The organism is Nocardia cyriacigeorgica, from assembly GCF_010858045.1.
Taxonomy (GTDB): Bacteria; Actinomycetota; Actinomycetes; order Mycobacteriales; family Mycobacteriaceae; genus Nocardia; species Nocardia cyriacigeorgica_E.
Window position 1 is genome coordinate 149,051 of the sequence record NZ_JAAGVC010000005.1, and the last position, 22,822, is coordinate 171,872.

A 22,822-nucleotide genomic window follows, 5' to 3' on the forward strand; every position below is an offset into this window, starting at 1 on the left:
CCCAGCACCGCGCGCCGCACTGCCATGCAGGTCGAGCCATGACGGTGCTGGCGCTGGCGATCGGCGCGGACGTTCTCGCGGCGGGCCGGGTGCGTGCCGGCGGCGTCCACGCCATCCGGCGCAAGCCCATGCCCGCGACGCCGGCGTGGTGGTCCTGCCGCGAACTGCTGCTCGATGTCGCCGGCGACGACGAGGTCACCGCGGTCGGGATCGCGTGCGCGGGGCGGATCGGCGGACCCGCCGGCACGGTCGGGTGGGCCGGAATCTCCGGCCGTTGCGGCGGATTCGGGATGGTCGCGGCGGTGCGCAAGATGTTTCCCGCGGCCGTGGTGCGCATGGGCACCGAAGGGCTGTGCGCGGCGCTCGCCGCGCAGCAGTCGCAGGCCTCGTACGGGGTGGAGACGGTGCTCGCCGGGGCCGAGCTACTCGCAACGATCGCCGAGGAACGATCGTTGCTCAGCTGGCCACCGGAGCAGGACGACGTCCGCCGCGCGCTGCCGCTCGGTCCGTGCGAGCAGTACCGGTAGCGGTGGCATGACCCATCATGCGAGGAGGTCGAGCGCGGTGGGCGACGGTCTACCCGCAGTGCGGGCCGCTAGGGTGGAGCCATGTCCGTGCGCACCCGTCAGCCGCTAGTTCCCGGTACGCAATCGCCGATCCGGGAGGTTCCGCGCGCCATCGAGCGCCCGGAATACGCCTGGAAGAAGACCGTCAACGAAGGCCACGAGCCGTGGGTGCAGACGCCGGAGACGATCGAGAAGATGCGGGTGGCCGGCCGGATCGCGGCACGGGCGCTGGCGGAAGCCGGTAAGGCCGTCGCGCCCGGCGTGACCACCGACGAACTGGACCGGATCGTGCACGAATACCTGTGCGATCACGGCGCCTACCCGTCGACGCTCGGCTACAAGGGTTTCCCGAAATCCTGCTGCACCTCGCTGAACGAGGTCATCTGCCACGGCATTCCGGATTCCACCGTCATCGAGGACGGCGACATCGTCAATATCGACGTCACCGCCTACATCGACGGCGTCCACGGCGACACCAACAAGACCTACCTGGCCGGCGATGTCGACGAGGAGGTGCGCCTGCTGGTCGAGCGCACCGAAGAGGCCACCATGCGCGCGATCAAGGCGGTGCGCCCCGGGCGCGCGCTCAACGTCATCGGGCGCGTCATCGAGTCCTACGCCAACCGGTTCGGCTACGGCGTGGTCCGCGACTTCACCGGCCACGGCGTCGGCCCCACCTTCCACAGCGGCCTGGTGATCCTGCACTACGATCAGCCCGCGGTGGATTCGGTGATCGAGCCGGGCATGACCTTCACCATCGAGCCGATGATCAACCTCGGCGGCATCGACTACGAGATCTGGGACGACGGCTGGACCGTGGTCACCAAGGACCGCAAGTGGACCGCGCAGTTCGAGCACACCCTCGTCGTCACCGATACCGGCGCGGAAATCCTGACCCTGCCGTGAACACGGTGGTCGGTGGCCACCGGGCGGCGAGCGGATTCGGCTCGGACGTCGGTGCGGTGCCGCCCGTTCACCGGCGGCCGCGAGCCTGCGCGGGCCGGGGATGAAGGGCGCGCTGCTGGTCGCAGGCACCACCTCGGATGCCGGTAAGAGCGTGCTGGTCGCCGGCATCTGCCGGATGCTGGCCCGGCGCGGGGTGCGGGTGGCGCCGTTCAAGGCGCAGAACATGTCGAACAACTCGGTGGTCACCCTCGACGGCGGGGAGATCGGCCGGGCGCAGGCGCTGCAGGCCCGAGCGTGTGGGCTCGAGCCCAGCGTGCGTTTCAATCCGGTGCTGCTCAAACCGGGCAGCGATCGACGCTCGCAGTTGGTGGTCCGGGGGAAGGCCGTCGATACCATCGGCGCCGGCGACTACTTCCGACATCGGCAGTGGCTTCGGGGGGTCGTCGCGGACGAGTTGGCGGCATTGCGCGCCGAGTTCGATGTGGTGATCTGCGAGGGCGCGGGCTCGCCCGCCGAAATCAACCTGCGCGCCACCGATCTGGCGAATATGGGGCTGGCCCGAGCGGCCGATCTCCCGGTGCTGATCGTCGGCGATATCGACCGCGGCGGGGTGCTCGCGCATCTGTTCGGCACCCTGGCGATCCTGGAACCCGAAGATCAGCAACTGATTTCCGGGTTCGTGATCAACAAGTTCCGCGGCGACGTCGAGCTGCTGCGACCCGGCCTCGACCAGCTCACCGCGCGCACCGGCCGCCCGACGCTCGGCGTCATCCCCTACAGCGACGAACTGTGGATCGACGCCGAGGATTCGCTCGGCACCGTAGCCGACGCCCCGGTCGGGCGCCCGCGCCCGCCGATCGGCAGCGAATGGCTGACCGTCGCGGCGGTCCGGCTGCCCCGCATCTCGAACTCCACCGATGTGGAGGCCTTGGCGTGCGAGCCAGGGGTCTCGGTGCGGTGGGTGACCGAACCGTCGCGATTGTCCGGCGCCGACCTGGTGGTGCTGCCGGGGAGCAAGGCCACCGTCGACGATCTGCGCTGGTTGCGCCGCACCGGATTGGCCGATGCGCTGCTCGCCCGAGCTGCTGCGGGCGGGCCGATCTTCGGCATCTGCGGGGGCTATCAGATGCTGGGCTCCCGCATCATCGACGAGGTGGAGTCGGGGGCGGGGACGGTCGACGGTCTCGGGCTGCTCGATCTCGAGGTCGAATTCGGCGCGCCCAAGGTCGTGCGGCGGGTGGTCGGCGTGGGTGCGGCTGCGCCGGGGATCGCCCTGCACGGATATGAAATTCATCACGGCCGGGTCCGGCGCACCGGTGAGCGCCACTGGCTTCGTCTCACGCCGGACGAGCGTCGGGACCCCGCCGGGACGTCGCCCGAATACGACGATCATCCGCTGCCCGGGCACCGGAACGATCCCGTGCCGAGGGAATCGGCAGCACTGGGCGCCGGGACCACCGCCGCAGGTTCGGGCCCCGACGGCGAGCCCGGCCGCAACGATGCGCTCACGCCTGGCGTACCCGAGGGCAGCGTCCGCGGGACTGTCTGGGGCACCCATGTCCATGGGTTGATGGAATCGGATGAGTTCCGCCGTGCCTGGCTCGCCGAGATCGCCGCGCAGGCCGGACGCACGGGATTCCGCGTCGCGTCCGGCACCTCCGTCGCGGCCGTGCGCCTCGCCCAGCTCGATCTGCTCGCCGACCTCGTGGAGCAGCATCTCGACCTGGACGCGTTCGACCGCCTGCTCGTCGGCGGCGCGCCGCGAGATCTGCCTGCCGTCACCGCTACCAGAGACGACGCAGCCCGCCTCACGCCCTGATCGTGCGGGCGGGCGCGGCCCGACACACCGCTTCCCGGACAGATATGCCCCGCCGATCCGGTCAGTGCCCGATCGCGGCCCGCCGCGGTGGACTGCCGCCGGTTGCCCTCGCCACCCCGAAATCCGCACGGACCAGCGGTTTCGGCTGACAACTCCCTACGGTTCACGCCTGCGGTGTAGCGTCCTTCGGCATGAAGCCTCGGCGGATTGCGGTCGGCGACCGGGAATGGACGGTACGGGTCGACGGCCCGGAAACTCAGCACAGCGTATTGCTGTTGCCCGACGCGGGGGACCCGCCCGATGTCTTCGACCGGGTCTGCGCGCGGCTGCACAATTCCGATCTGCGCACCATCGCGGTGGAGACGGTCGATCGGCTCGACACCACCGGCGTCTACGCCATCCTCGACGAACTCGGGGTGCCCTGGGTGAACGTCGCGGGGCGGGGCGAGGGCGCCAGCGTCGCCTGGCAGGTGTGCGCCACCGGTTTCGGCCGGTTCATCAGCCTGGTCGTCGCCGACCGCGGACATCCCGCCGTACCGGACGCCGACGGTGCGGTCCGCGACCCGGACTGCCGGGCGGTGGAACTGCCCACCACCGTGCTGGTCACCAAATCGCTGCCGCGTTCGGTGGCCGACACCTCGGGCCGCTACGTCTACGGGGAGTACCGGGTGGTCGCCCTCGACGTCGACAATGTCGCCCTCGAAGCCGACCACGAACTGGCCACCGAGATCGTGCTACGCACCAGCCTCTGGTGAGGCGGCCAGGCTGCGGCGGTAGCTCGTCAGCCAGTCCAGCCAGGCATCCAATTCCTCGAACGCCTTGGCCAGCGGCTGCGCCGAGGACAAGAACACATCGTGGCGGGCGCCGTCGATCGGCACGATCGAGGTGCGATCACCCAGGCAACCGGCCCAGCGCTGGATCTGCCTGACATCGAGCACCGCGTCGGCCACGTCGACGGCCGGGCCGTACTTGCGGGCGAATTTCGTCAACCGGGACCGCAGCAGCAGTGAGGGCACCCCGATATCGAGACCGGCGTGCAGTTGCGCGTGCCCGCGCCGGATGGCGCGCAACCAGCCGAAGCGCACCGGGAAACCGTGCAGCGGCTTCCAATCGAGGTTGTAATCCCACTCGCCGGAGGCGGTGTGGTGCAGGCTGGCGCCATAGGCATCGGTCTTCGCGAGCGGCAGTTCGTCGCGGGACCGGAAGCGGCCGAGCGCGTGGATGATCGGGGTGCCCACCGTGCGGTAGTAGGACGGGCCCTGCAAATCGAACCAGGGGCTGTTCAGCACCAGCCCGGTGATCCCGGCCGCCGCGGTGCCCTCGGCCCGGTTCAACCGGTCCAGCCACAGCGGCACGACCAGCCCGCCGGTGGAGTGGGCGACCAGCAGCACGTCCTTGCCGGTTTCGGCGCGGATGATGCGCAGCGCCTCGTCGAGTTCGGCGTCGTAGAGAGACAGGTCGCTGACGTAGTGCGGCGTCTGCCCCTCGCGCAGTGACCGGCCGCACTTGCGCAGATCGAGTGCGTAGAACTGGTGCCCGCGGTCGGCGAAATGCACGGCCAGATGCCGCTGGAAGAAATAGTCGGTGAACCCGTGGACGTAGAGCACCGCGCTCTCGGTACTCGCCGCGGCCTCGCCACCGGCGGGGACGTGGCGCACCAGGGTGGCAACCGCCTGCCCCTCACCGTCGGGATCGGCGCCGAAATCCAGGGTGCGCTGCTCGTAATCGGCGCCGAGGATATCGGGCTGCCAGTCGGCGGTGCGGGTGCCGGCGCGGGAATCGACCGAGGTCTCGTTCGTCACCACCTCAATCTAAGCGACACCCCTGCCGCAGGCGAGCGGCCGCCCCGCCGAGCGGGCGCAACGACGCGCCGGGAGGAATCTTTGTCACATTCGCCGGGTTCGTTGCTGGTCTGCGCGGTGGTGAGGTGCACAATTGGCGGTAGGTGAACGGCGGGTAACCTACATCCCGCCGACGCCCGTGTCGGTGACGACACGGGATGTCGTTACAACCGCATAGTGCCCGTGCCCAGGCGGAGCCACCTCAGCCGGTGGGTCCGCGCACAAGGACAAGGAAGTCGATCTACCCGTGCCGAACGCTGACCTGACTGAAAAGACCGATGTCGTACTCATCGGTGCCGGCATCATGAGCGCCACCCTGGGTGCGCTGCTTCGTCAGCTGCAGCCGGACTGGTCGATCTCGGTGTTCGAGCGCCTCGACGCCGCCGCGGCCGAGAGCAGCGACCCGTGGAACAACGCGGGAACCGGACACTCGGCGCTGTGCGAGCTGAACTACAGCCCGCAGAAGCCGGACGGCTCGGTCGATGTGAGCAAGGCCGTCGACATCAACGAGCGGTTCCAGGTCTCGCGCCAGTTCTGGGCCTACGCCGTGGAGAACGGTGTGCTCGGCGATCCGTCGCAGTTCATCAACCCGATCCCGCACGTCAGCTTCACTCACGGTGCCGACGATGTGCAGTACCTGCGCAAGCGGTACGAGGCGCTGGCCCCGCACCCGCTGTTCGCGGGCATGGAGTTCATCGACAGCCCCGACGAGTTCTCCCGCCGCCTGCCGCTGATGGCGCGCGGCCGCGATTTCTCCGAGCCCATCGCGCTGAACTGGACCGACGCCGGCACCGATATCGACTTCGGCTCGTTGACCAAGCAGCTGCTCGCCTACATCGGTTCCACCGGCGCCGATATCGCCTTCGGTCACGAGGTGCGTGATCTGAGCAAGCAGTCCGACGGCACCTGGCGGGTCAAGGTGCGCAACCTGCGTACCGGCAAGTCCCGCACCGTGGTGTCGAAGTTCGTCTTCGTCGGCGCAGGCGGCGGCGCGCTGCCGCTGCTGCAGAAGTCGGGCATCAAGGAGATCAAGGGCTTCGCCGGGTTCCCGGTCAGCGGTCAGTTCCTGCGCTGCACCAACCCCGAGCTGATCGCCCGCCACGACGCGAAGGTCTACGGCAAGGCCGCGGTCGGCGCCCCGCCGATGTCGGTGCCGCATCTGGACACTCGCGTCATCAACGGCAAGCCCGGCCTGCTGTTCGGCCCGTATGCCGGCTGGACCCCGATGTTCCTCAAGGACGGTAAGTACACCGACCTGTTCAAGTCGATCCGTCCGGGCAATATCGCGCCCATGCTCGGCGTCGGCGTCACCGAACTGGGCCTGGTCAAGTACCTCGTGTCCGAACTGCTCAAGTCGCAGGCAGGCAAGGTCTACACCATGGAGGAGTTCATCCCCCGCGCCGAGGCCAAGGACTGGGAGATCATCACCGCCGGCCAGCGTGTGCAGATCATCCGCCGCAAGGGCGTGGGCGGCGTGCTCGAACTGGGCACCGCCGTCATCGCGGCTCAGGACGGCACCATCGCCGGTCTGCTCGGGGCCTCGCCGGGCGCCTCCACCTGTGTCACCGCGATGCTCGATGTGTTGCAGCGCTGCTTCCCGCGCGAGTACGCCGACTGGACGCCGAAGCTGAAGGAAATGGTGCCCTCCCTCGGGGTGAAGCTGTCGGAGAACCAGGCGCTGTTCCAGGAGGTGTGGGACTGGACGTCCAAGGCCCTCCAGCTCGATTCCGCCGCCACGCCGAGGACCGTGGGGGTCGCGCCGACGGCGTAGGTGTGATAGCAAGACGCGATGATGTCAACGGTTGCTCTCAAACGGTCATGGGCACAGGATCTCGATACCGCCACCCTGTACCAGCTGTTGAAACTTCGCGTCGAAGTCTTTGTCGTAGAACAGAAATGCGCGTACCCGGAGCTGGACGGACTCGACCTGCTACCGGAAACGCGCCATTTCTGGCTCGACGACGAAGGTGAGGTCATCGCGACGCTTCGGCTGCTCGAAGAGCACCACGACGGCGTGAAGTCCTTCCGGATCGGGCGGCTGTGCACAGCGGTCCCGGCCCGCGGGCACGGTTACACCACCCGCCTGTTGCAGGCCGCGCTGGCCGAAGTGGGTTCGGATACCGTGCGCATCAACGCCCAGACCTATCTGATCGACCTGTACAGCAAGCACGGGTTCGAGGTGGACGGCGAAGAGTTCGTCGACGACGGTGTCCCGCACGTTCCCATGCGCAAGGGTTAGGTGACGTTCGCCGGGCACGTGCTCGCCTCTGACACGGCCGCATCGTCCGCGTGGTGGACGGCCGCGACCCTACCGGCGCACCGGATGCGAACGCGGGCCGGCCGCCGTGTGTCCCGGTGCCGCCACCGATGGCCCGCGTCGCGATCTCGTCAGTCCGGCTTCGGTGGGCGGCGGGGGCCGGCTGGCAGCGCCCCCGGATCGGCCTACCGCGCCCGTTCGGTTGCCGTAGGTCGACGTCGGACGGGTTGGCCGCGCCGCATAGAGTCGGGGTGTGTCCGTGTCGCATGCCGAAACCGCAATGTCGTCCGCTGCTCACGGTGCGGGGCGCCCGCCGACCGGTGCCCGTGACGAAGCCGGGTTCCCGTTCTCCGCGGTCGTCGGACAGGAACGGCTGCAACTGGCGCTGATCCTGTGCGCGGTGCACCCCGGCATCGGTGGCGTGCTGGTGCGCGGCGAGAAGGGCACCGCCAAATCGACGGTGGTGCGCGCGCTGGCCCAGCTGCTGCCGCCGGTGGTGGACGAGACCGGCGCGCGTCCGGCCCGGCTGGTGGAGCTGCCGGTCGGCGCCACCGAGGACCGCGTGGTCGGCTCACTCGATCTGGAACGGGTGCTGCGCGACGGCGAGCAGGCCTTCCGGCCGGGACTGCTGGCGGCCGCGCATCACGGCGTGCTCTACGTCGACGAGGTGAACCTGCTGCACGACCACCTGGTGGACGTGCTGCTGGACGCCGCCGCGATGGGCCGGGTGCACATCGAACGCGACGGTGTCTCGCATTCGCATCCCGCGCGCTTCGTGCTGGTCGGCACCATGAATCCGGAAGAGGGCGAACTGCGCCCGCAGCTGCTGGACCGCTTCGGGCTGACCGTCGACGTGGCCGCCTCCCGCGACGTCGACGTGCGGATGGCGGTAGTGCGCCGTCGCCTGGACTACGAGGCCGATCCCGACGGATTCGCCGCCCGCTACGCCGCCGCCGACCGCGAGGTCGCCGAGCGCATTCTCACCGCCCGCGACCGACTGTCCGAGGTCGCCCTCGACGATGTGGAGCTGCGCCGGATCGCGGCCCTGTGCGCCGCCTTCGATGTCGACGGGATGCGGGCGGACCTGGTGGTCGCGCGCACCGCGACCGCGCATGCCGCCTGGCGGGGCAGCGATACCGTCACCGAGGACGATGTGCGGGTGGCCGCCGAACTCGCGCTGCCGCATCGGCGTCGGCGCGACCCGTTCGACGAGCCGGGGATCAGCGAGGATCAGCTCGACGAGGCGATGCGCGAGGCGGGCGAGGAAGCCGAGCGGGCGCCCGAACCGGAGCCAGGAGCCCAGCCCGACGCTGAGCCCGAGAGCGGGCAAGCAGTGCCGGTCGAGGACGACCGTGCCGCAGATACCGGGCACGATCCCGAAGAACCAGACGACGATCCCGATGGCCCGCCGGATCCCCCTGGCGGCGGCCAGGATTCGCCGAAGCGCCGCGAGGGCGGACAGTCGAAGGAAGGTCGCACCGCCACCCCCACTACGGCTCCCGCGAAGCCGCCGCGCTGGGAGGTGCCCGGCGTCGGCGAAGGCGCTCCCGGCCGCCGCTCGCGCGCCCAGACCAGGCAGGGCCGCATGGTCCGACCGGACACCGACACCACAGGTGGGTTGCACCTGCTCGGTACCGTTTTCGCCGCCGCACCGCATCAGCACGCGCGCGGCCGGACCGCGGGGCCGCTGAAATTGGCCACCGAGGATCTGCGCGGCGCGTATCGCGAAGGGCGCGAAGGCAATCTGGTGGTCTTCGTGGTGGACGCCTCGGGGTCCATGGCGGCGCGCGATCGGCTCTCGGCCGTGACCGGGGCGGTGGTCGCGCTGCTGCGCGATGCTTATCAGCGGCGGGACAAGGTCGCCGTGATCACCGTGCGCGGCGCCGAGGCGGAACTGGTGCTGCCGCCGACGTCATCGGTCGATATCGCGGTGCGGCGGCTGTCCGGCATGCGTACCGGGGGCAAGACTCCGCTCGCCGCGGGCCTGCTGAAGGCGCGCGAGGTCGTGGCGCGCGAACGAGTCCGTGACCCGCGCCGCCGCCCGATGCTGGTACTGCTCACCGACGGTCGCGCCACCGGCGGCACCGACCCCGTCATCCGTGCCCGCGCCGCGGCTCGGCTGCTCGCCATGGATGCGGTCACGGCCATGGTGGTCGATTGCGAACGAGGGATGATCCGGCTCGGCCTCGCCGCCGAACTGGCTCGCGAATTGCGTGGTGAATGTGTGCGATTGGGTGAGCTCACCGGTGATGCGGTGGCGGGCGCGGTACGGGACTCGGCGCGGGCGATGAGTACAGGGGCCGGCCGGGCAGCGTGAACGTGTGGTGCTGCACCCGGTTCGGCCACCGGTCGGGCGGGAAAGGCGACCGGCCCCTGTGGAGCCCAGGCGCAACGGAGACGTCCCGCGACGGCAGCGGTGGCAGTACCGTTCGGCCCGTTGTCGGCCGAGTCGGCTCATACGCCGTGGGGTCTGCGATCCGACCCGACGAGTCGGAGTGCGGGAAGGTGGGGCCGGCTCCGGCCGGATGCCGTGCGGTCGACCGCGTCCGATAACGAAACACAGTGATCAGCGAGGAGATTCGATGCCCAAGGGTGTGCCGGAAACCGTTCCGGACGACGGCCTGACGACGCGGCAGCGCCGCAACCAGCCGGTGCTCGCCGTGCACACAGGACCCGGTAAGGGCAAGTCCACCGCAGCATTCGGGATGGCCCTGCGGGCCTGGAACCAAGGTTTCGACGTCGCCGTGTTCCAATTCGTGAAGAGCGCCAAATGGAAGGTCGGCGAAGAAGCCGCCTTCCGCACCCTCGGCCGTCTGCACGAGGAAACCGGCGCCGGCGGGGCCGTGGAATGGCACAAGATGGGCGAAGGCTGGTCCTGGACCCGTAAGCACGGCACCGAGGAAGATCATGCCGCCGCCGCGCTGGCCGGATGGCAGGAGATCGCCCGCCGCCTCGCCGCCGAACAGCACCGCTTCTACGTGCTCGACGAATTCACCTATCCGCTGAAGTGGGGCTGGGTCGATGTCGACGAGGTGGTGCGCACGCTGGTCGAGCGTCCCGGAAACCAGCATGTCGTCATCACCGGCCGCGACGCCCCCACCGCCCTCATCGAGGCCGCCGACCTGGTCACCGAGATGACCAAGATCAAGCACCCGATGGACGCCGGGCGCAAGGGCCAACGCGGGATCGAATGGTGAGCGCCGGGCGGAGACCTGCCGCGTCGAGGGCCGCTGTGGCCGAGCCGATGCGGACCGAGCGCCGGTATGGCGCCGCAGCCGCAGCCGGCCGGAGCCCACGATGAGCACACCTGCCGTCGTGATCGCCGCGCCTGCCTCGGGTAGCGGGAAGACGACCGTGGCGACCGGGCTCGTCGGTGCGTTGCGGCGCGCCGGGCACCGGGTGGCGCCGTTCAAGGTGGGTCCCGATTACATCGACCCGGGGTATCACGGGCTGGCGGCCGGGCGTCCGGGACGCAATCTGGATCCGGTGCTGTGCGGCGCCGAACGGGTGGTTCCGCTGTACCGGCACGGGTCGGCCGGCTGTGATCTCGCGGTGGTCGAGGGCGTGATGGGCCTGTTCGACGGCCGCATCGACGCCGGCGACGCCAGGCCGGTCGCCGAGGGTTCGACGGCCCAGGTCGCGGCGATGCTCGGCGCCCCAGTGGTGCTGGTCGTGGACGCCCGTGGCCACAGCCAGAGCCTGGCTGCGCTGCTGCACGGGTTCGCCACCTACGACAGCTCGATCCGGCTCGGCGGCGTGATCCTCAACCGGGTCGGTAGCGAACGGCACGAACAGGTGCTGCGCTCGGCCTGCGACCGCGTCGGCCTGCCCGTGCTCGGTTCGCTGCCACGCATGGCCGAACTCGAAGTGCCCTCCCGTCACCTCGGGTTGATCCCCGCCGTCGAACACGGGGCGGCCGCCACCGCCGCGGTGGCCGCAATGACCGATCTCGTCGCGGCTCACGTCGATCTGGGTGCCATCGCAGCTTTGGCCGCTTCCTCGACGCCCGGCCCGGCCTGGAGCCCGGAAAGCGCGCTCTACGGTCGGGCGACCGAGGTCGGCGCTTGGTCCGTCCAGGGCGCAGCCGATGGGCGGGCCAGGGCTGAGTCCGAGGCCGATGTCGCAGGTCCTGGCTCGGATCCCCGGCTCGGGCATGGAGGCAGCCGCGATACCGCGATGCACGCCGGCCCGCTGCACGATGGCGACGTGACGGACACGATCCATCGACGCGAGGTATCGGCCGAGTCGCCATCAGGGATGTCCGCCGTGCACCCGGGGCAGGTCGGCGGTGCGGACACGACGCCGGGCGATGCCCCGGTGATCGCGATGGCCGGGGGAGCGGCGTTCACCTTCGGATACGCCGAGCATCGCGAGCTGCTCGTCGCGGCAGGAGCGCAGGTCGTGGTGTTCGACCCCCTGCACGACGAACTTCCCTCTGGCACAGCGGGGCTGGTGTTGCCCGGCGGGTTTCCGGAGGAGCACGCCGCCGAGCTCGCGGCCAACACGCGGCTGCTCGCCGCGGTGGGAGCGGGAGCCCGGCGCGGGATGCCGATCCACGCCGAGTGCGCGGGCCTGCTCTACCTCACCCGATCACTGGACGGCCATGCGATGGCCGGAGTCCTCGACGCCACAGCGGAATTCGGCCCCCGCCTGACCCTCGGTTACCGCGACGCCGTCGCCCTGGCCGATTCACCGCTGTGGCGCGCAGGCGAACGCGTACGCGGCCACGAATTCCACCGCACCCGCCTGACCGGCACCGGTACCGACAATCCGGCCTGGGGCTGGCATACCGCCGATGCCCGGCTCCGCGAAGGCGCCGTGGTGCACCAGGTCCACGCCTCCTACTTGCACACCCACCCGGCCGGCAACCCCGAATCGGTGCGCCGATTCGTCGCTGCGGCCGCAGATTTCGCCTGCACCGATGCCGCCGAGTGACTCGTTCGCCGCCCGCGGCGAAACCCTCCCCGCGCTGGCCGTCGGTGTCGGCATCCGTCCCGGCACCTCGGCCGAGCAGATACTCGCCGTGGTACGCGCCACCCTCGGCCCCCACCCCATCGCCTGCCTCGCCACCATCGACCGGCGCGCCGAAGAACCCGGACTCCGCTCCGCCGCCGCCGAACTAGGCGTGCCGGTGCGTTCCTTCACCACCAGTGAACTCGCCGCCGTCCAGGTGCCGAATCCGTCGACCCACACGACGACCGCCCTCGGAATCCCGGGCGTAGCCGAAGCCGCGGCACTACTGGCCGGAACACACCCGCTCCTGTTCCCCAAACAGATCACCGGCCCCGTCGTGATCGCCGCCGCCCCTGCCACCCCATAGGCTGCGACAACCTCGCACAGGTAGTGAGCGAAAAGGCTGCCGACAGCCTATGCGAGGTGTTCAGAACCTGTGCGGGAAGCAGCTTTCCGGCGATCCGGTGCCGGCTGGGTGCCGGGGAGGCGGGGCGTGGATTCGCTGGGTTATTCCTCGATGTCGATGCTGGTGAAGACCAGGTTGTTCAGTTGCTCGCTTCGGCCGTCGTAGTCCGGAGGAATGAGGCTGTCGATCACCTCGAGGCCCTCGTAGGAGATGGTGCCGAAAACCGTGTACTCCGGCACCAGGTGTGTGTCGGCGAAGAGCAGGTCGAAGGTGGCGCCGAAGATCGGAAGCGCCTCCATCATCAGATAGCCGCGTCGGTACTTCAGCTCGGTGAAACTCTCCGATTCGAGACCATAACCGGGGCTGTCCGAGCGACCGCAAGTGATCCAATCGGATCCGTCTCCGGCGCATCGGACCTGCTCGAACGCGCCCTGGTCGACCAGGCTGAGGAAACTGTGCACCGTGCACGGTGCCAGTGATCGGTCGAGCAGTAGCGGGATCGCGCCGGCGCTGGTGTTGATCGTCGCCCGGACGATTCCCGTAGAGGAGACCGGGCCATCATCCGGACGTTTCACCGTTGGTTCTTTGCCGTCCGGTTTGTACCGGCAATAGACCGGATCCGGCAACGGAGTCGGACGCACAGGCGGGGCCACGAACCCAGCTGGGATCTGTATGGGCGGGAGAGTTGTCGGTTGCGGCGATTCTGGCTGTGCGGCGGAATCTCTGGCGGTATCGACAAGGCCGGGCAGGACGAGGACTGCGCTGACCACCATCGTCAGTACGACTGCGAGGGCGAGGGAGGCTGTTGCGGCGACGACCACTCTTCGCCGATTGAATTCCGGAGGTCTGGCCGGTCGTCTTATCGACGGACCCTGCCGTGGCGAGGCGTCTGCCGAAGCGACGCGAAGTGCGGTGTGTTGCGGTCGAACGGGGGAGTGCTGCGCTGATGCCGGGCCGGGCACCGCTCGTCGGCGCGCTAGCGCGAGTTGCCCGATGCTTCGGGTATTCCGCTGCTCCGGACGAGGAAAGCCCTTGGCCGGCAATACTTGCTCCAGCTGTTGGTGCAGCGCGGTGACGGTGAGGAGCTCGGTGCCGGGATCGGTGGGGCCGCGCTGGAGCAGGGCGAGCAATTCGCCGGTGTACGCGGTGTGTCTGGCATTCACCGGGGCGATTGACGGGCGATTCGCCGGTGAGGAGGTCAGGGTGCACGTTCCCGCCACGGTTATCTGGCCCGATACCGCCGCGGTGACCTCGGTCATCAAGTCGACTGCAAGTCCGGAGAAGCAACAATCGAGGATCAATACCCGATTATCGGCTGAGGCCGTGGCAAGTGTGCGACGGACCAGCTCGAAAGGCAAAGCGGTCCACGAGACCATATTCCGGTCGCTGCGTGTATTGGGCAACGACAGATAGAGGCTTCCGTCCGGGCCGATCAATCCGTGCCCGGCGTAATAGACCAACAGAAGATCTTGTGCCTGTGCGGCGACAGTATTGAGAGCGCTGCCGATAACCGCGCGATCGGACTCGTCGGCCAGCGTCACACAGTGCTCGCCGGGCAACGCTGTTGCCCAGGGGCTGGTCAATACTTCGGCCAGATCGGCGAGATTGTTGCGCACCGCGGGTATGTCCGGTAGCGCAGTGTCGTCGAAAGTGCTGGTGCCTAACAGCACCGCCCAGGACCGAGCGGGGTCCGGCAGCCGCATATCAGTCGTCCAGCGCCTGTCGTAACATCTCGGCTAGATCGCCGTCTTTCACGTCGCGGACCACGACTTTCACGCTGCGGCCTGCTGAATTGGTCACTTCGATATCAGCGGACGGCCGGCGGTGTCTGATCCACATCGTCAGTGAGGTCACCAGCGCGGCACCCAAGCCAGGGGCGCCCATCGCTACATTCACAACATCCGCGAGCGCCCCCATCTCTCCTTCCGCGACGACAGGCGTGTCGACCGACACCCGGCCGCGCAGCTCGTCCTCACGCGAGAGCCACGCCGCGAGATCCACCAACTCGGCCCGCGCCTGCTCTCCCACCAGCCGAATCCGCACCACGGACACCCCCATCTCCCATGCATTCCACAATAATTGAATACGAAACCATACGTGACCTTCATACCGCATCAATGCGATCTGCGTCGCGGTTGCCAGCGCGGTGTCAGTTGTACAAGGTTGGAGCGCAGCATCATTCGCGTTCGGAGATAGTGATGGGCCGCTCCGTCATCCCGGGCGGAGCCGAAGCCGCAACGTTACTGGCCGGGACAGGGTCCCTGCTGATCCCAGTCAGGTCGTCGGCACCGTGGTGACCGCCGCATGTCCGGCCCGTCGTCCCGTAGGTTGTGACAGCCTCGCACAGGTTATGGGCGAAACGGCTCGCGATAGCCAATGCGAGGTGTTCAGGCCTGTGCGGGGGTGGTCGCCCTTTGGTCAGCGCAAAGCTGTCCACCGGTCCAGTGACAGCTGGGTACCGAGTTCGCTGCGGAAAGCGGGGTTGTCGGCGTAGAAGGAAAGGAATCGAAGTACGCGGTGTTCGTCGACGGCCAGTCGCGGGCATTCCACGCAGATGCTGCCACTCCGCGCGGGGCGGTCCAGCATCCAGATCGGGCGGCGGGCGCGGCCGAGCGGTACATGCGGTGTCGTGACCTCATGGTTCCACTGCTCGCCATTCGACCCGGTGATGACAATCAGCGGCTGTTGCTCGAATGCGGCCATCACACCCGCAACACCGGCCCATGGCAGGCGGGTTCGGGAACTCCAGCCCTCACGGACGATGTCGTCGGCGGTCAATTCGACTGCGCGCAGCCGTCGTATCAGCCCGACATCCCCGTATGCGCCGAGAGCCACGATCACGATCAGGATGGCGCCGAACAGGGCCACATACTTGGAGACGACGTGCGCGACATGGTCGTCGCTGCGCGCCATCTGAACCGCGATCGCCACGCACAGCGCCGCGAGGCCGGCGAGGAACACCATCGACACAACACGTTTTCGCCGGAACGCCTTCGCTCCGAGGTGAGGGTCCGGCCGGTCGCGGAGAACAGGAAATCGCAATTCCACCCCATCGAGTGAGTTGTGGGCCTCGGAGCGCCTGAGCCCGTGCCGCGAGGTCTGTCTACCACCGCCCTACTCGAGGTGCGGAGACTGCTGGGTCCAATGGAATCCACGCTCGATCAGTGCGAACCGATCGAGCGGGATGGATTCCAGCACCATGTGTACCGGCCGGGTGCCGAGGGTGCCGTCGAGGATCAGGCGGTCGGGGGTGGGCTGGGTGTAGGTGAAGCTGCCGAGCTTCCATTGGGCGGCGGGATCGCGGAACAGGGTGAGGGTGTGGAGGTCGGGGTTTACGGTGGCGGGCATCCAGGTCAGCCGGTCGTCCATGCCTTGCACGTGGATCCCGTCGACGGTGTCGAAGACGAGGCGGCGGGGGCGGGCCGAGGTCGGGTCGGTGAACGGGTTCGGCTCGGTGAGTAGCGGGGGGACCTGGTGGCCGGCGACGGAGTATTCGGCGACATTCCAGATGCCGTACAGCGGGGAACGCGGGCGGGCGGCGCCGTAGGCGTGCCAGGCGTCCCAGCCCTCCAGCGCCGTGGTCGCCAGCAGCCACAGGCCGAGCAGGACCTGGCCGAGCAACGCGAACCGATTCGACCGTGCGGTGGTGAAGAGTTCGGATCCCTCGGCCGCCGGCACCGCCTTACCGGAGAACAGGACCGTTGCCAGGCGGCGGCCGTGCGGGGCGAGCAGTGCGAGGGACAGGGCGAGCATATGGAAGCTGAACAGCTTCACCGGCACGTCGAAGGTCATATTGAGCAGGAAGACCTGCGCCATCGCCACGGTCGACAGCGCTGCTCCCGCGGTGACGGTGGCGGGCAGGATCAGCAGCAATCCGGCGCCGATCTCCGCGCAACCCAGGGCGATCTCATAGGGCTTCGACGCCGCCGTCTGCGACCACAGCACCCCCATCGGCGTCATATCGCCGAACGGTTCGATCAGCCGGTGCAGGGCGAACGTCATCTGCGACGGCATCACCTTGACCATGCCGTAGAGCATCAGCGCACCGGCCAGCGCGAAGCGCAGCAATGCTCGGAACCAGCGGTCCAGGCCGCGGTAGTCGGTGCGGCGCCGGTCCAGAGCGGTCCAGATCGCGGTGGCCACGGCCGCGACCACCAGCCAGCTGAACGCCGCCACCCAGAGGGTGACGGTGTCTCCGCTGCCGGTGGGTGCGTACCCGAGCGGTTCCTCGATGCCGAACAGCTGGGCGGCGAACCAGTCGGTCAGCGGCGGCAGTGCCCACCACCGGCCGAGGGTGAGCACCGCCGGCTCCGGGACGCCGACCGACCGCAGCAGTTGCAGGAGCAGCCATTGCGCCGCGGTACCGATACCGAGGTAGACGAATACGAACCGGAACAGCACACGCGTGGCCGGATGCCACGACGGTGACAGCACGACAGGTACGGGCTCACCCTGCTCCCGATCCGGCGCCTCCGACTCCACCAGGGTTGCCACTGTTCACCTTTCCCGATCCGCCGCACACCTGACCTTGCTCTGGCACGGTATGTCAGATCAGGGGTGCGCCGCGGCTGGGAAAACCTGTGCCCCCAGTGCTGTCTGCACCGGTTCCGGGGGCGTCAGCGGAAGTCCGGGTAATCCTGGACCCAGCGGAAGCCGCCGCTGCGCAAGGGGAATGCGTCGAGGTCCATCTGGTCGAGCACGATGGTTGTGGGTGTTCCGTTCAACTCGCCCGTGAGGCGCAATCGCTCGGGCTCGGGCCGTTCGAAGGTGAAGGAGGCGATCGGAACCGGCGTGGCATCGGGTGATTGCGGTGGGGCGGTCAGGGTGAGGGTGCGGGCATCGGTGTCGATGGCGACCGCGGACGGCGTCAGCGCACCGTCCATCCCCTGGATGAACATCGCGCCCGGATCATCGAAAACAGCGCGCTGCCAGCGGTTCTCATCGGTCAGCACGGGAGGAACCGGCTGCCCGGACGCGGTGAATTCGCTGACTGTCCAGATGCCGTACAGCGGCGATTTCTCGCGGCCGCCACCGAACTCGTCCCACGCGCGCCAGCCGGTGTCCACCACGCCGATCAGCATCCACACCCCGATCAGCACCTGGACCAGGGCGGCGATCCGATTGGCCTTGGCGCTGTCGAACAATCGCGGTTGCGTCGCCGGATCCGACGGGCGTTCCAGTACCAGCACATTCGCCAGCCGTTGCGCCTGCGGCGCCAGCAGCAGTAGCGACAGCAGCAGCAGATGGAACGACAGGATCTTGACCGGCACGTCGAAGGTCATGTTCAGCACGAACACCTGCGCCATGCTCACCACGCTCAGCATCGCGCCGACGGTCGCGGTGCGTGGCCAGAACAGCAGCAGGCCCGCGAGCATCTCGGCGATGCCGAGCAGCACCTGATAGGCGGGCGAGGAACCCACCTGCAACCAGAGCACCGAGGTGATGCTGAACTCGCCGTACGGCTGCAGCAGTGCGTTCAGTGGTGGTGACGGCATCTGCGTCGGGATGGCCTTGGCGATGCCGTAGAACAGCATCTGACCGGCCAGGCACAGTCGGATGACGGTGAAGAACCAGGCGCTCAGCCGCGGGTAGGCGGTGCGGCGCCGGTCGAGCACCGACCAGATCAGCGTTGCCGCCAGGGCGACGACAAGGACGCAGAAGATCATCACCCAGATGACGGTCTGATCGCCGCTGCCCGAATCCTCGTGCAACACGGCATCGACCCCGAAAACCGTCCGCCCGACCCACTCGTAGGCCGGCGAGAGCAGCTCCATCTGCCACATGACCGCCCGCTCGGGCAGCCATTGCCCGGCGATGCCGGTGAACGCGAAGGTGATCTGGGCGAACAGCAGACAGAACAGGCCGAAATAGACGAAACAGAACCGGAACGCGATGCGCGTGAGCGGATGCCACCGGCGTGGCTCGGCCACCTCGACGGGAGCGTCATCGTCTTGCTGTTGGAGAACCTCGACCCCGACCACTATCAGCCCCTCACTGCGCCGATCCGATTGCCTGGGCCGAACGTATCCACCAGCGGCGCCGCCCACCACCGGATAAACCCGGAGTGGAACCCCTATTTTCGAATCATTCGTAGGACGTATCCGGCATCATCCTTGCGGCCGATGCGGCGCTCCCGGAGAGGTGTCACGGATCGATTTCCGGCTTTCCCGAACAGCCAAACTGAAACGCGTTACAGTCACCACGACCCGGCAGTCACCGCGGTCCGAGCCGGGCTCGGCAGCAACGCCCTCGCCCGAGCCGCACCGCTGTACGGCATCAGGAGGACGATGATGGCCGACGATCCCGCACCCACCGAACGACGTCGGCTGACCACCAGTGATCGCGATCTGGATTCGTTCACCGCCGACCTGTCCCGCTGGCTGGGCGAACGCGTCGGCGCCGACGAACCGCCCTCGATCACCGGCCTGTCCCGGCCGGAGGCGGGCGGTATGTCGAGTTCGACGGTGTTGTTCGACGCCGAATGGCTCGCGGGCGGGCAGCGCGGCGGCGGGTCGTTCGTGGCGCGGATGGCGCCGGAGGACGATGCCTTCCCGGTGTTCGAAACCTATGATCTGGCAACGCAATACCAGGTGATGGCCGGTGTCGCCGAGGCGACCGATATCCCGGTGCCGAGGGCGCGCTGGCTGGAAAACGATCCCGGTGTACTCGGTACGCCGTTCTTCGTGATGGACCGGGTGGAGGGCCGGGTGCCCACCGACAACCCGCCCTATGTCTTCGTGGGCTGGCTCTTCGACGCCACCGACGAGGAGCGGGCGCGGTTGACCGACGCCACGGTCGAGATCATCGCGAAGGTGCACGCCATCCCCGACCCGGTGCGGCGGTTCCCGATGCTGGCCGGGCCCGGCGATGCGCTGCGCCGCCACGTCGACGCCCAGCGCGCCTGGTATCGCTGGGCCCTCGCCGACGACGGCTACCGGATCCCGATCATCGAGCGCGGCTTCGATTGGCTGGCGGCCCACTGGCCCGCCGACCCCGGCCCCGACGTGCTGACCTGGGGTGATGCCCGTCCCGGCAATATCATCTACCGCGGTTTCGAACCGGCGGCGGTGCTCGATTGGGAGATGGCGGCCATCGGCCCGCGGGAACTCGACGTGGCCTGGATCATCTTCCTGCACCGGTTCTTCCAGGACCTCGCCGTTCGGTTCGACCAGCCCGGCCTGCCGAACTTCCTGCGCCGCAGCGAGGTGGTAACGAAATACGAAGCGGCCAGCGGCCATACCGTGCGTGATCTCGACTTCTACCTGGTCTACACGGCACTACGGCACGCCATCGTGATGGCAAGGATCAAGCGCCGGATGATCCACTTCGGCGAGGACACCGACACCGATGACCGCGACGACTATGTGATGCACCGGGCGAGCTTGCAGGCCCTGCTCGACGGAACCTACGAATGGGATTGAGCCACACTATGTCTGATTCCTCCCGTCTTCCCGGATCCGCACCGGCACCGTTGGACGAATTCCCGATCCACCAGACGCCGCTGTCGCTGGCACGGGTGGCCAGCAGCGACCGCAACTTCTACGACCGCAGCTATTTCAACGCGCACAATCGTGCGGGCGGCACCATGCTGGTGACCGGGTTCGGCGTCTATCCGAACCTGGGGGTCACCGACGCCTACCTGGCTCTGCGCGAGGGCGATACCGTGCGCACGGTGCGGTTTTCCGACGCGCTCGGCGACCGGAGCCTGGATATGCGGGTCGGTGACTACCGGATCGAGGTGCTCGAACCACTGCAGCGGCTGCGGCTGGTGTGCGAACACGATGAGCTCGCCGCCGACCTGACCTGGACCGGCGCGTTCCCCACGGTGCAGGAGCAGCCGCATCTGATCCTCAACGGCAACCGCCCGATCATCGAGGCCTCGCGGTTCGCCCAGGTCGGAAGCTGGTCGGGCACCCTGCGAGTCGACGGCCGGGAGATCAGCGTCGATCCCGAGGTCTGGGGCGGCACCAGGGACCGGTCCTGGGGCATCCGGCCGGTCGGCGAAACCGAGCCGCCCGGGCGCGCGGCCGCGGAACCCTCGGGCGGGTTCTGGTGGCTGTACATGCCGTTGCGGTTCGACGACTTCGCGATCGTCGTCATCGTGCAGGAGGAACCCGACGGCAGGCGCACCCTCAACGACGCCACCCGGGTCTGGCCGGACGGGCGGGCCGAGCAACTCGGCTGGCCGCGCATCTCGATCGACTACCGCTCCGGCACCAGGTTGCCCACCGCCGCGCGCATCGAACTGACCACACCGGACGGCAAACCGCTCGACGTGGAAATCCGGACGGTGACCGATATCCCGCTGCACGTGGGCTGCGGCTACGGCGGCGATCCCGATTGGCAGCACGGCCAGTGGAAGGGCCGCGACTGGACCTCGAGCGACCGCTACGACCTCACCGATCCGGCCGTCGCCGGGCGCATCCCGTACGGCGTCATCGACCATGTCGCGCATGCCCGCTGCGGCGAGGCCGAAGGCTGGGGGCTGTTCGAGCACGCGAGCATCGGACGGCACGACCCCACCGGGTTCGCCGACTTCCTGTCGGTGGCGCCCTAGCGGCGCTGGGCGGGGCCAGGTCGATTGCCGGTCGATCGCCGGCGCGCATACTCTCGTCGTCGCTCATCGCGTACCACCCGGCCCGTGGTGTGACCGTCCGAACGGGTTGACGTACGCCGAGCGGCCGGGATGCGAGGCGCTTCGGGTGATGACCGCCCGGGTGCCTGCGGCCGGTGCCGGACACGCCCCGTAATCTCGACACTTGTGCCGAACACGTCAGCCGATACCGAGGACCAGCCAGCGGGCGACCCGAACTACCTGGTCGGGCTCGATCTGAACGGGCGAAGGGTGGTCGTCGTCGGCGGCGGTTCCGTCGCCCAGCGCAGGCTCGGGCTGCTCATCGCCTCGGGCGCGGACGTGCACGTCATCAGCCGTGAGGCCACCCCGGCGGTCGAAGGCATGGCCACCTCCGGTCAGCTGACGCTCACGCTGCGCGCCTACACCGATGGCGATCTCGACGGCGCCTGGTACGCGATCGCCTGCACCGACGAACCCGAAACCAATGCCGCCGTGGTCGCGGAGGCCGAACGCCGCCGCATCTTCTGCGTACGCGCCGACAACGCCCGGCTCGGCACCGCCGTCACCCCGGCCACCGCCCGCTTCGACGGCCTCACCCTCGGCGTGCTGGCCGGCGGCAGGCACAAGCGTTCGGCGGCGGTGCGCAACGCGCTGCTGGAAGCGCTGCAATCGGGTGTGGTGACCGATGATTCGACCCCGGTCGCGCCGGGCGTCGCGCTGGTCGGCGGTGGACCCGGCGACCCGGACCTGATCACCGTGCGTGGCCGCAGGCTGCTCGCGCGCGCCGATCTCGTCGTCGCCGACCGGCTCGCACCGCCGGAACTGCTGGCCGAACTCGGCCCGGAGGTCGAGGTCGTCGATGCCGCGAAGATCCCGTACGGACGCGCCATGGCGCAGGAGGCGATCAACACCACGCTGGTGGAAGGCGCCAAGGCGGGCAAGTTCGTGGTGCGGCTCAAGGGCGGCGACCCGTATGTGTTCGGCCGCGGTTTCGAGGAGGTCGAGGCGTGTGTGGCCGCCGGTGTGCCGGTCACCGTGGTCCCCGGCATCACCAGCCCGATCGCGGTGCCCTCGGCCGCGGGCATTCCGGTCACCCATCGCGGGGTGACCCATGAGTTCGTGGTGGTCAGCGGGCATGTGGCGCCGGATCACCCGGACTCGCTGGTGGACTGGCCCGCGCTGGCGCGGCTGCGTGGCACCCTGGTGCTGATGATGGCCGTCGAGCGGATCGAGCAGTTCGCCGATGTGCTGCTCGCCGGCGGGCGGCCCGCCGATACCCCGGCCACCGTCATCCAAGAGGGCACGCTGCGGACCCAGCGGGTGCTGCGCGCCGACCTGGCGACGATCGCCGAACGAGTGCGTGCCGAAGGCATCCGCCCGCCCGCCATCGTCGTGATCGGCCCCACGGCGGGCTTCTCGGCAGACGTCGCGCCGGGCGGCTGAGACGTAGCGGGCGAGCGACAAGTGACAGCCCGCACGCGACAGCAACGTACCGCCGC

The 22,822-nt window shown here is 68.8% G+C and carries 19 protein-coding genes; 13 read left to right on the plus strand and 6 right to left on the minus strand.

The features are described 5' to 3' along the window. Nucleotides 1-38: 38 nt before the first annotated feature. The 4 genes from GV790_RS07140 (at nucleotide 39) to GV790_RS07155 (ending at nucleotide 4,046) form a co-directional block, all read left to right on the plus strand. A complete protein-coding gene (locus GV790_RS07140; RefSeq protein WP_163811737.1) occupies nucleotides 39-527 on the plus strand; it encodes a hypothetical protein in 489 nt (162 codons plus the stop codon). An 81-nt stretch (nucleotides 528-608) separates the two neighbouring features. Beyond that, nucleotides 609-1,472 carry a type I methionyl aminopeptidase gene (gene map, locus GV790_RS07145; RefSeq protein WP_163811739.1) on the plus strand — a complete coding sequence of 288 codons (864 nt, stop codon included), beginning with the start codon at nucleotides 609-611 and terminating at the stop codon, nucleotides 1,470-1,472. A 100-nt stretch (nucleotides 1,473-1,572) separates the two neighbouring features. Continuing rightward, nucleotides 1,573-3,291 (plus strand): cobyric acid synthase, encoded by a 1,719-nt coding sequence (locus GV790_RS07150; protein ID WP_163811741.1) that lies wholly within the window; start codon nucleotides 1,573-1,575, stop codon nucleotides 3,289-3,291. Between the two features lie 191 nt (nucleotides 3,292-3,482). Beyond that, a complete protein-coding gene (locus tag GV790_RS07155) occupies nucleotides 3,483-4,046 on the plus strand; it encodes an alpha/beta hydrolase (RefSeq protein ID WP_163811743.1) in 564 nt (187 codons plus the stop codon). On the opposite strand, the gene GV790_RS07160 is transcribed toward GV790_RS07155, so the two are convergent. Next, the gene (locus GV790_RS07160) at nucleotides 4,026-5,093 is read right to left on the minus strand and encodes an alpha/beta hydrolase (RefSeq protein ID WP_375139376.1); all 1,068 of its coding nucleotides are present in this window, start codon (nucleotides 5,091-5,093) and stop codon (nucleotides 4,026-4,028) included. The genes GV790_RS07155 and GV790_RS07160 overlap by 21 nt on opposite strands. 286 nt (nucleotides 5,094-5,379) lie before the next feature. Between GV790_RS07160 and mqo the strand changes: the two genes are divergently transcribed. The 6 genes from mqo to GV790_RS07190 all read left to right on the plus strand — a co-directional run bounded on the left by mqo (nucleotide 5,380) and on the right by GV790_RS07190 (nucleotide 12,709). Continuing rightward, complete coding sequence (gene mqo, locus GV790_RS07165) at nucleotides 5,380-6,903, plus strand: malate dehydrogenase (quinone) (protein ID WP_163811747.1); 1,524 nt, start codon at nucleotides 5,380-5,382, stop codon at nucleotides 6,901-6,903. A gap of 18 nt (nucleotides 6,904-6,921) precedes the next feature. Further along, a complete protein-coding gene (locus GV790_RS07170; protein WP_138447240.1) occupies nucleotides 6,922-7,371 on the plus strand; it encodes a GNAT family N-acetyltransferase in 450 nt (149 codons plus the stop codon). Nucleotides 7,372-7,669: 298 nt separating this feature from the next. Continuing rightward, on the plus strand, nucleotides 7,670-9,706 hold the full coding sequence (locus GV790_RS07175; protein ID WP_163812004.1) for a magnesium chelatase subunit D family protein: 2,037 nt from the start codon (nucleotides 7,670-7,672) through the stop codon (nucleotides 9,704-9,706). A gap of 265 nt (nucleotides 9,707-9,971) precedes the next feature. Further along, on the plus strand, nucleotides 9,972-10,586 hold the full coding sequence (gene cobO, locus GV790_RS07180) for a cob(I)yrinic acid a,c-diamide adenosyltransferase (protein WP_163811750.1): 615 nt from the start codon (nucleotides 9,972-9,974) through the stop codon (nucleotides 10,584-10,586). 100 nt (nucleotides 10,587-10,686) lie between these two features. After that, on the plus strand, nucleotides 10,687-12,324 hold the full coding sequence (locus tag GV790_RS07185) for a cobyrinate a,c-diamide synthase (RefSeq protein ID WP_163811752.1): 1,638 nt from the start codon (nucleotides 10,687-10,689) through the stop codon (nucleotides 12,322-12,324). Further along, nucleotides 12,311-12,709: a cobalamin biosynthesis protein gene (locus GV790_RS07190; protein ID WP_163811754.1), complete on the plus strand. Its 399-nt coding sequence runs from the start codon at nucleotides 12,311-12,313 to the stop codon at nucleotides 12,707-12,709. Before GV790_RS07185 ends, GV790_RS07190 begins: the two co-directional genes overlap by 14 nt. A 140-nt stretch (nucleotides 12,710-12,849) precedes the next feature. On the opposite strand, the gene GV790_RS07195 is transcribed toward GV790_RS07190, so the two are convergent. The 5 genes from GV790_RS07195 to GV790_RS07215 all read right to left on the minus strand — a co-directional run bounded on the left by GV790_RS07195 (nucleotide 12,850) and on the right by GV790_RS07215 (nucleotide 18,729). Further along, nucleotides 12,850-14,451, minus strand: coding sequence for a caspase, EACC1-associated type (locus GV790_RS07195; RefSeq protein WP_163811757.1), 1,602 nt, complete (start codon nucleotides 14,449-14,451; stop codon nucleotides 12,850-12,852). Between the two features lies 1 nt (nucleotide 14,452). After that, complete coding sequence (locus tag GV790_RS07200; protein ID WP_218586380.1) at nucleotides 14,453-14,800, minus strand: effector-associated constant component EACC1; 348 nt, start codon at nucleotides 14,798-14,800, stop codon at nucleotides 14,453-14,455. 366 nt (nucleotides 14,801-15,166) lie between these two features. Beyond that, nucleotides 15,167-15,712, minus strand: a complete 546-nt coding sequence (locus GV790_RS07205; RefSeq protein ID WP_163811759.1) for a hypothetical protein — start codon at nucleotides 15,710-15,712, stop codon at nucleotides 15,167-15,169. Between the two features lie 150 nt (nucleotides 15,713-15,862). Beyond that, entirely contained in the window at nucleotides 15,863-17,242 is a 1,380-nt protein-coding gene (locus GV790_RS07210; protein ID WP_163811761.1) for a DoxX family protein, read from the minus strand. Nucleotides 17,243-17,364: 122 nt separating this feature from the next. Next, nucleotides 17,365-18,729: a DoxX family protein gene (locus GV790_RS07215; RefSeq protein WP_163811763.1), complete on the minus strand. Its 1,365-nt coding sequence runs from the start codon at nucleotides 18,727-18,729 to the stop codon at nucleotides 17,365-17,367. Nucleotides 18,730-19,038: 309 nt separating this feature from the next. Between GV790_RS07215 and GV790_RS07220 the strand changes: the two genes are divergently transcribed. From GV790_RS07220 to cobA, 3 genes are all read left to right on the plus strand, one after another. Then, nucleotides 19,039-20,169 carry a phosphotransferase family protein gene (locus GV790_RS07220; RefSeq protein ID WP_163811765.1) on the plus strand — a complete coding sequence of 377 codons (1,131 nt, stop codon included), beginning with the start codon at nucleotides 19,039-19,041 and terminating at the stop codon, nucleotides 20,167-20,169. An 8-nt stretch (nucleotides 20,170-20,177) separates the two neighbouring features. Then, a complete protein-coding gene (locus tag GV790_RS07225; protein WP_256673089.1) occupies nucleotides 20,178-21,305 on the plus strand; it encodes a DUF7064 domain-containing protein in 1,128 nt (375 codons plus the stop codon). 204 nt (nucleotides 21,306-21,509) lie between these two features. Beyond that, a complete protein-coding gene (gene cobA / locus GV790_RS07230; RefSeq protein WP_163811769.1) occupies nucleotides 21,510-22,766 on the plus strand; it encodes a uroporphyrinogen-III C-methyltransferase in 1,257 nt (418 codons plus the stop codon). The last annotated feature ends 56 nt before the right edge of the window (nucleotides 22,767-22,822 follow it).

What these genes read in the sequence shown, in the direction of transcription:
- GV790_RS07140 (WP_163811737.1), top strand. Translation starts at nt 39, where the DNA reads ATGACGGTGCTGGCGCTGGCGATCGGCGCGGACGTTCTCGCGGCGGGC.
- GV790_RS07195 (WP_163811757.1), bottom strand. Translation starts at nt 14,451, where the DNA reads ATGCGGCTGCCGGACCCCGCTCGGTCCTGGGCGGTGCTGTTAGGCACC.
- GV790_RS07185 (WP_163811752.1), top strand. Translation starts at nt 10,687, where the DNA reads ATGAGCACACCTGCCGTCGTGATCGCCGCGCCTGCCTCGGGTAGCGGG.
- GV790_RS07150 (WP_163811741.1), top strand. Translation starts at nt 1,573, where the DNA reads ATGAAGGGCGCGCTGCTGGTCGCAGGCACCACCTCGGATGCCGGTAAG.
- GV790_RS07205 (WP_163811759.1), bottom strand. Translation starts at nt 15,712, where the DNA reads ATGGTGTTCCTCGCCGGCCTCGCGGCGCTGTGCGTGGCGATCGCGGTT.
- GV790_RS07225 (WP_256673089.1), top strand. Translation starts at nt 20,178, where the DNA reads ATGTCTGATTCCTCCCGTCTTCCCGGATCCGCACCGGCACCGTTGGAC.
- map (WP_163811739.1), top strand. Translation starts at nt 609, where the DNA reads ATGTCCGTGCGCACCCGTCAGCCGCTAGTTCCCGGTACGCAATCGCCG.
- GV790_RS07220 (WP_163811765.1), top strand. Translation starts at nt 19,039, where the DNA reads ATGGCCGACGATCCCGCACCCACCGAACGACGTCGGCTGACCACCAGT.
- GV790_RS07175 (WP_163812004.1), top strand. Translation starts at nt 7,670, where the DNA reads ATGTCGTCCGCTGCTCACGGTGCGGGGCGCCCGCCGACCGGTGCCCGT.
- GV790_RS07190 (WP_163811754.1), top strand. Translation starts at nt 12,311, where the DNA reads ATGCCGCCGAGTGACTCGTTCGCCGCCCGCGGCGAAACCCTCCCCGCG.
- cobO (WP_163811750.1), top strand. Translation starts at nt 9,972, where the DNA reads ATGCCCAAGGGTGTGCCGGAAACCGTTCCGGACGACGGCCTGACGACG.
- GV790_RS07155 (WP_163811743.1), top strand. Translation starts at nt 3,483, where the DNA reads ATGAAGCCTCGGCGGATTGCGGTCGGCGACCGGGAATGGACGGTACGG.
- GV790_RS07170 (WP_138447240.1), top strand. Translation starts at nt 6,922, where the DNA reads ATGATGTCAACGGTTGCTCTCAAACGGTCATGGGCACAGGATCTCGAT.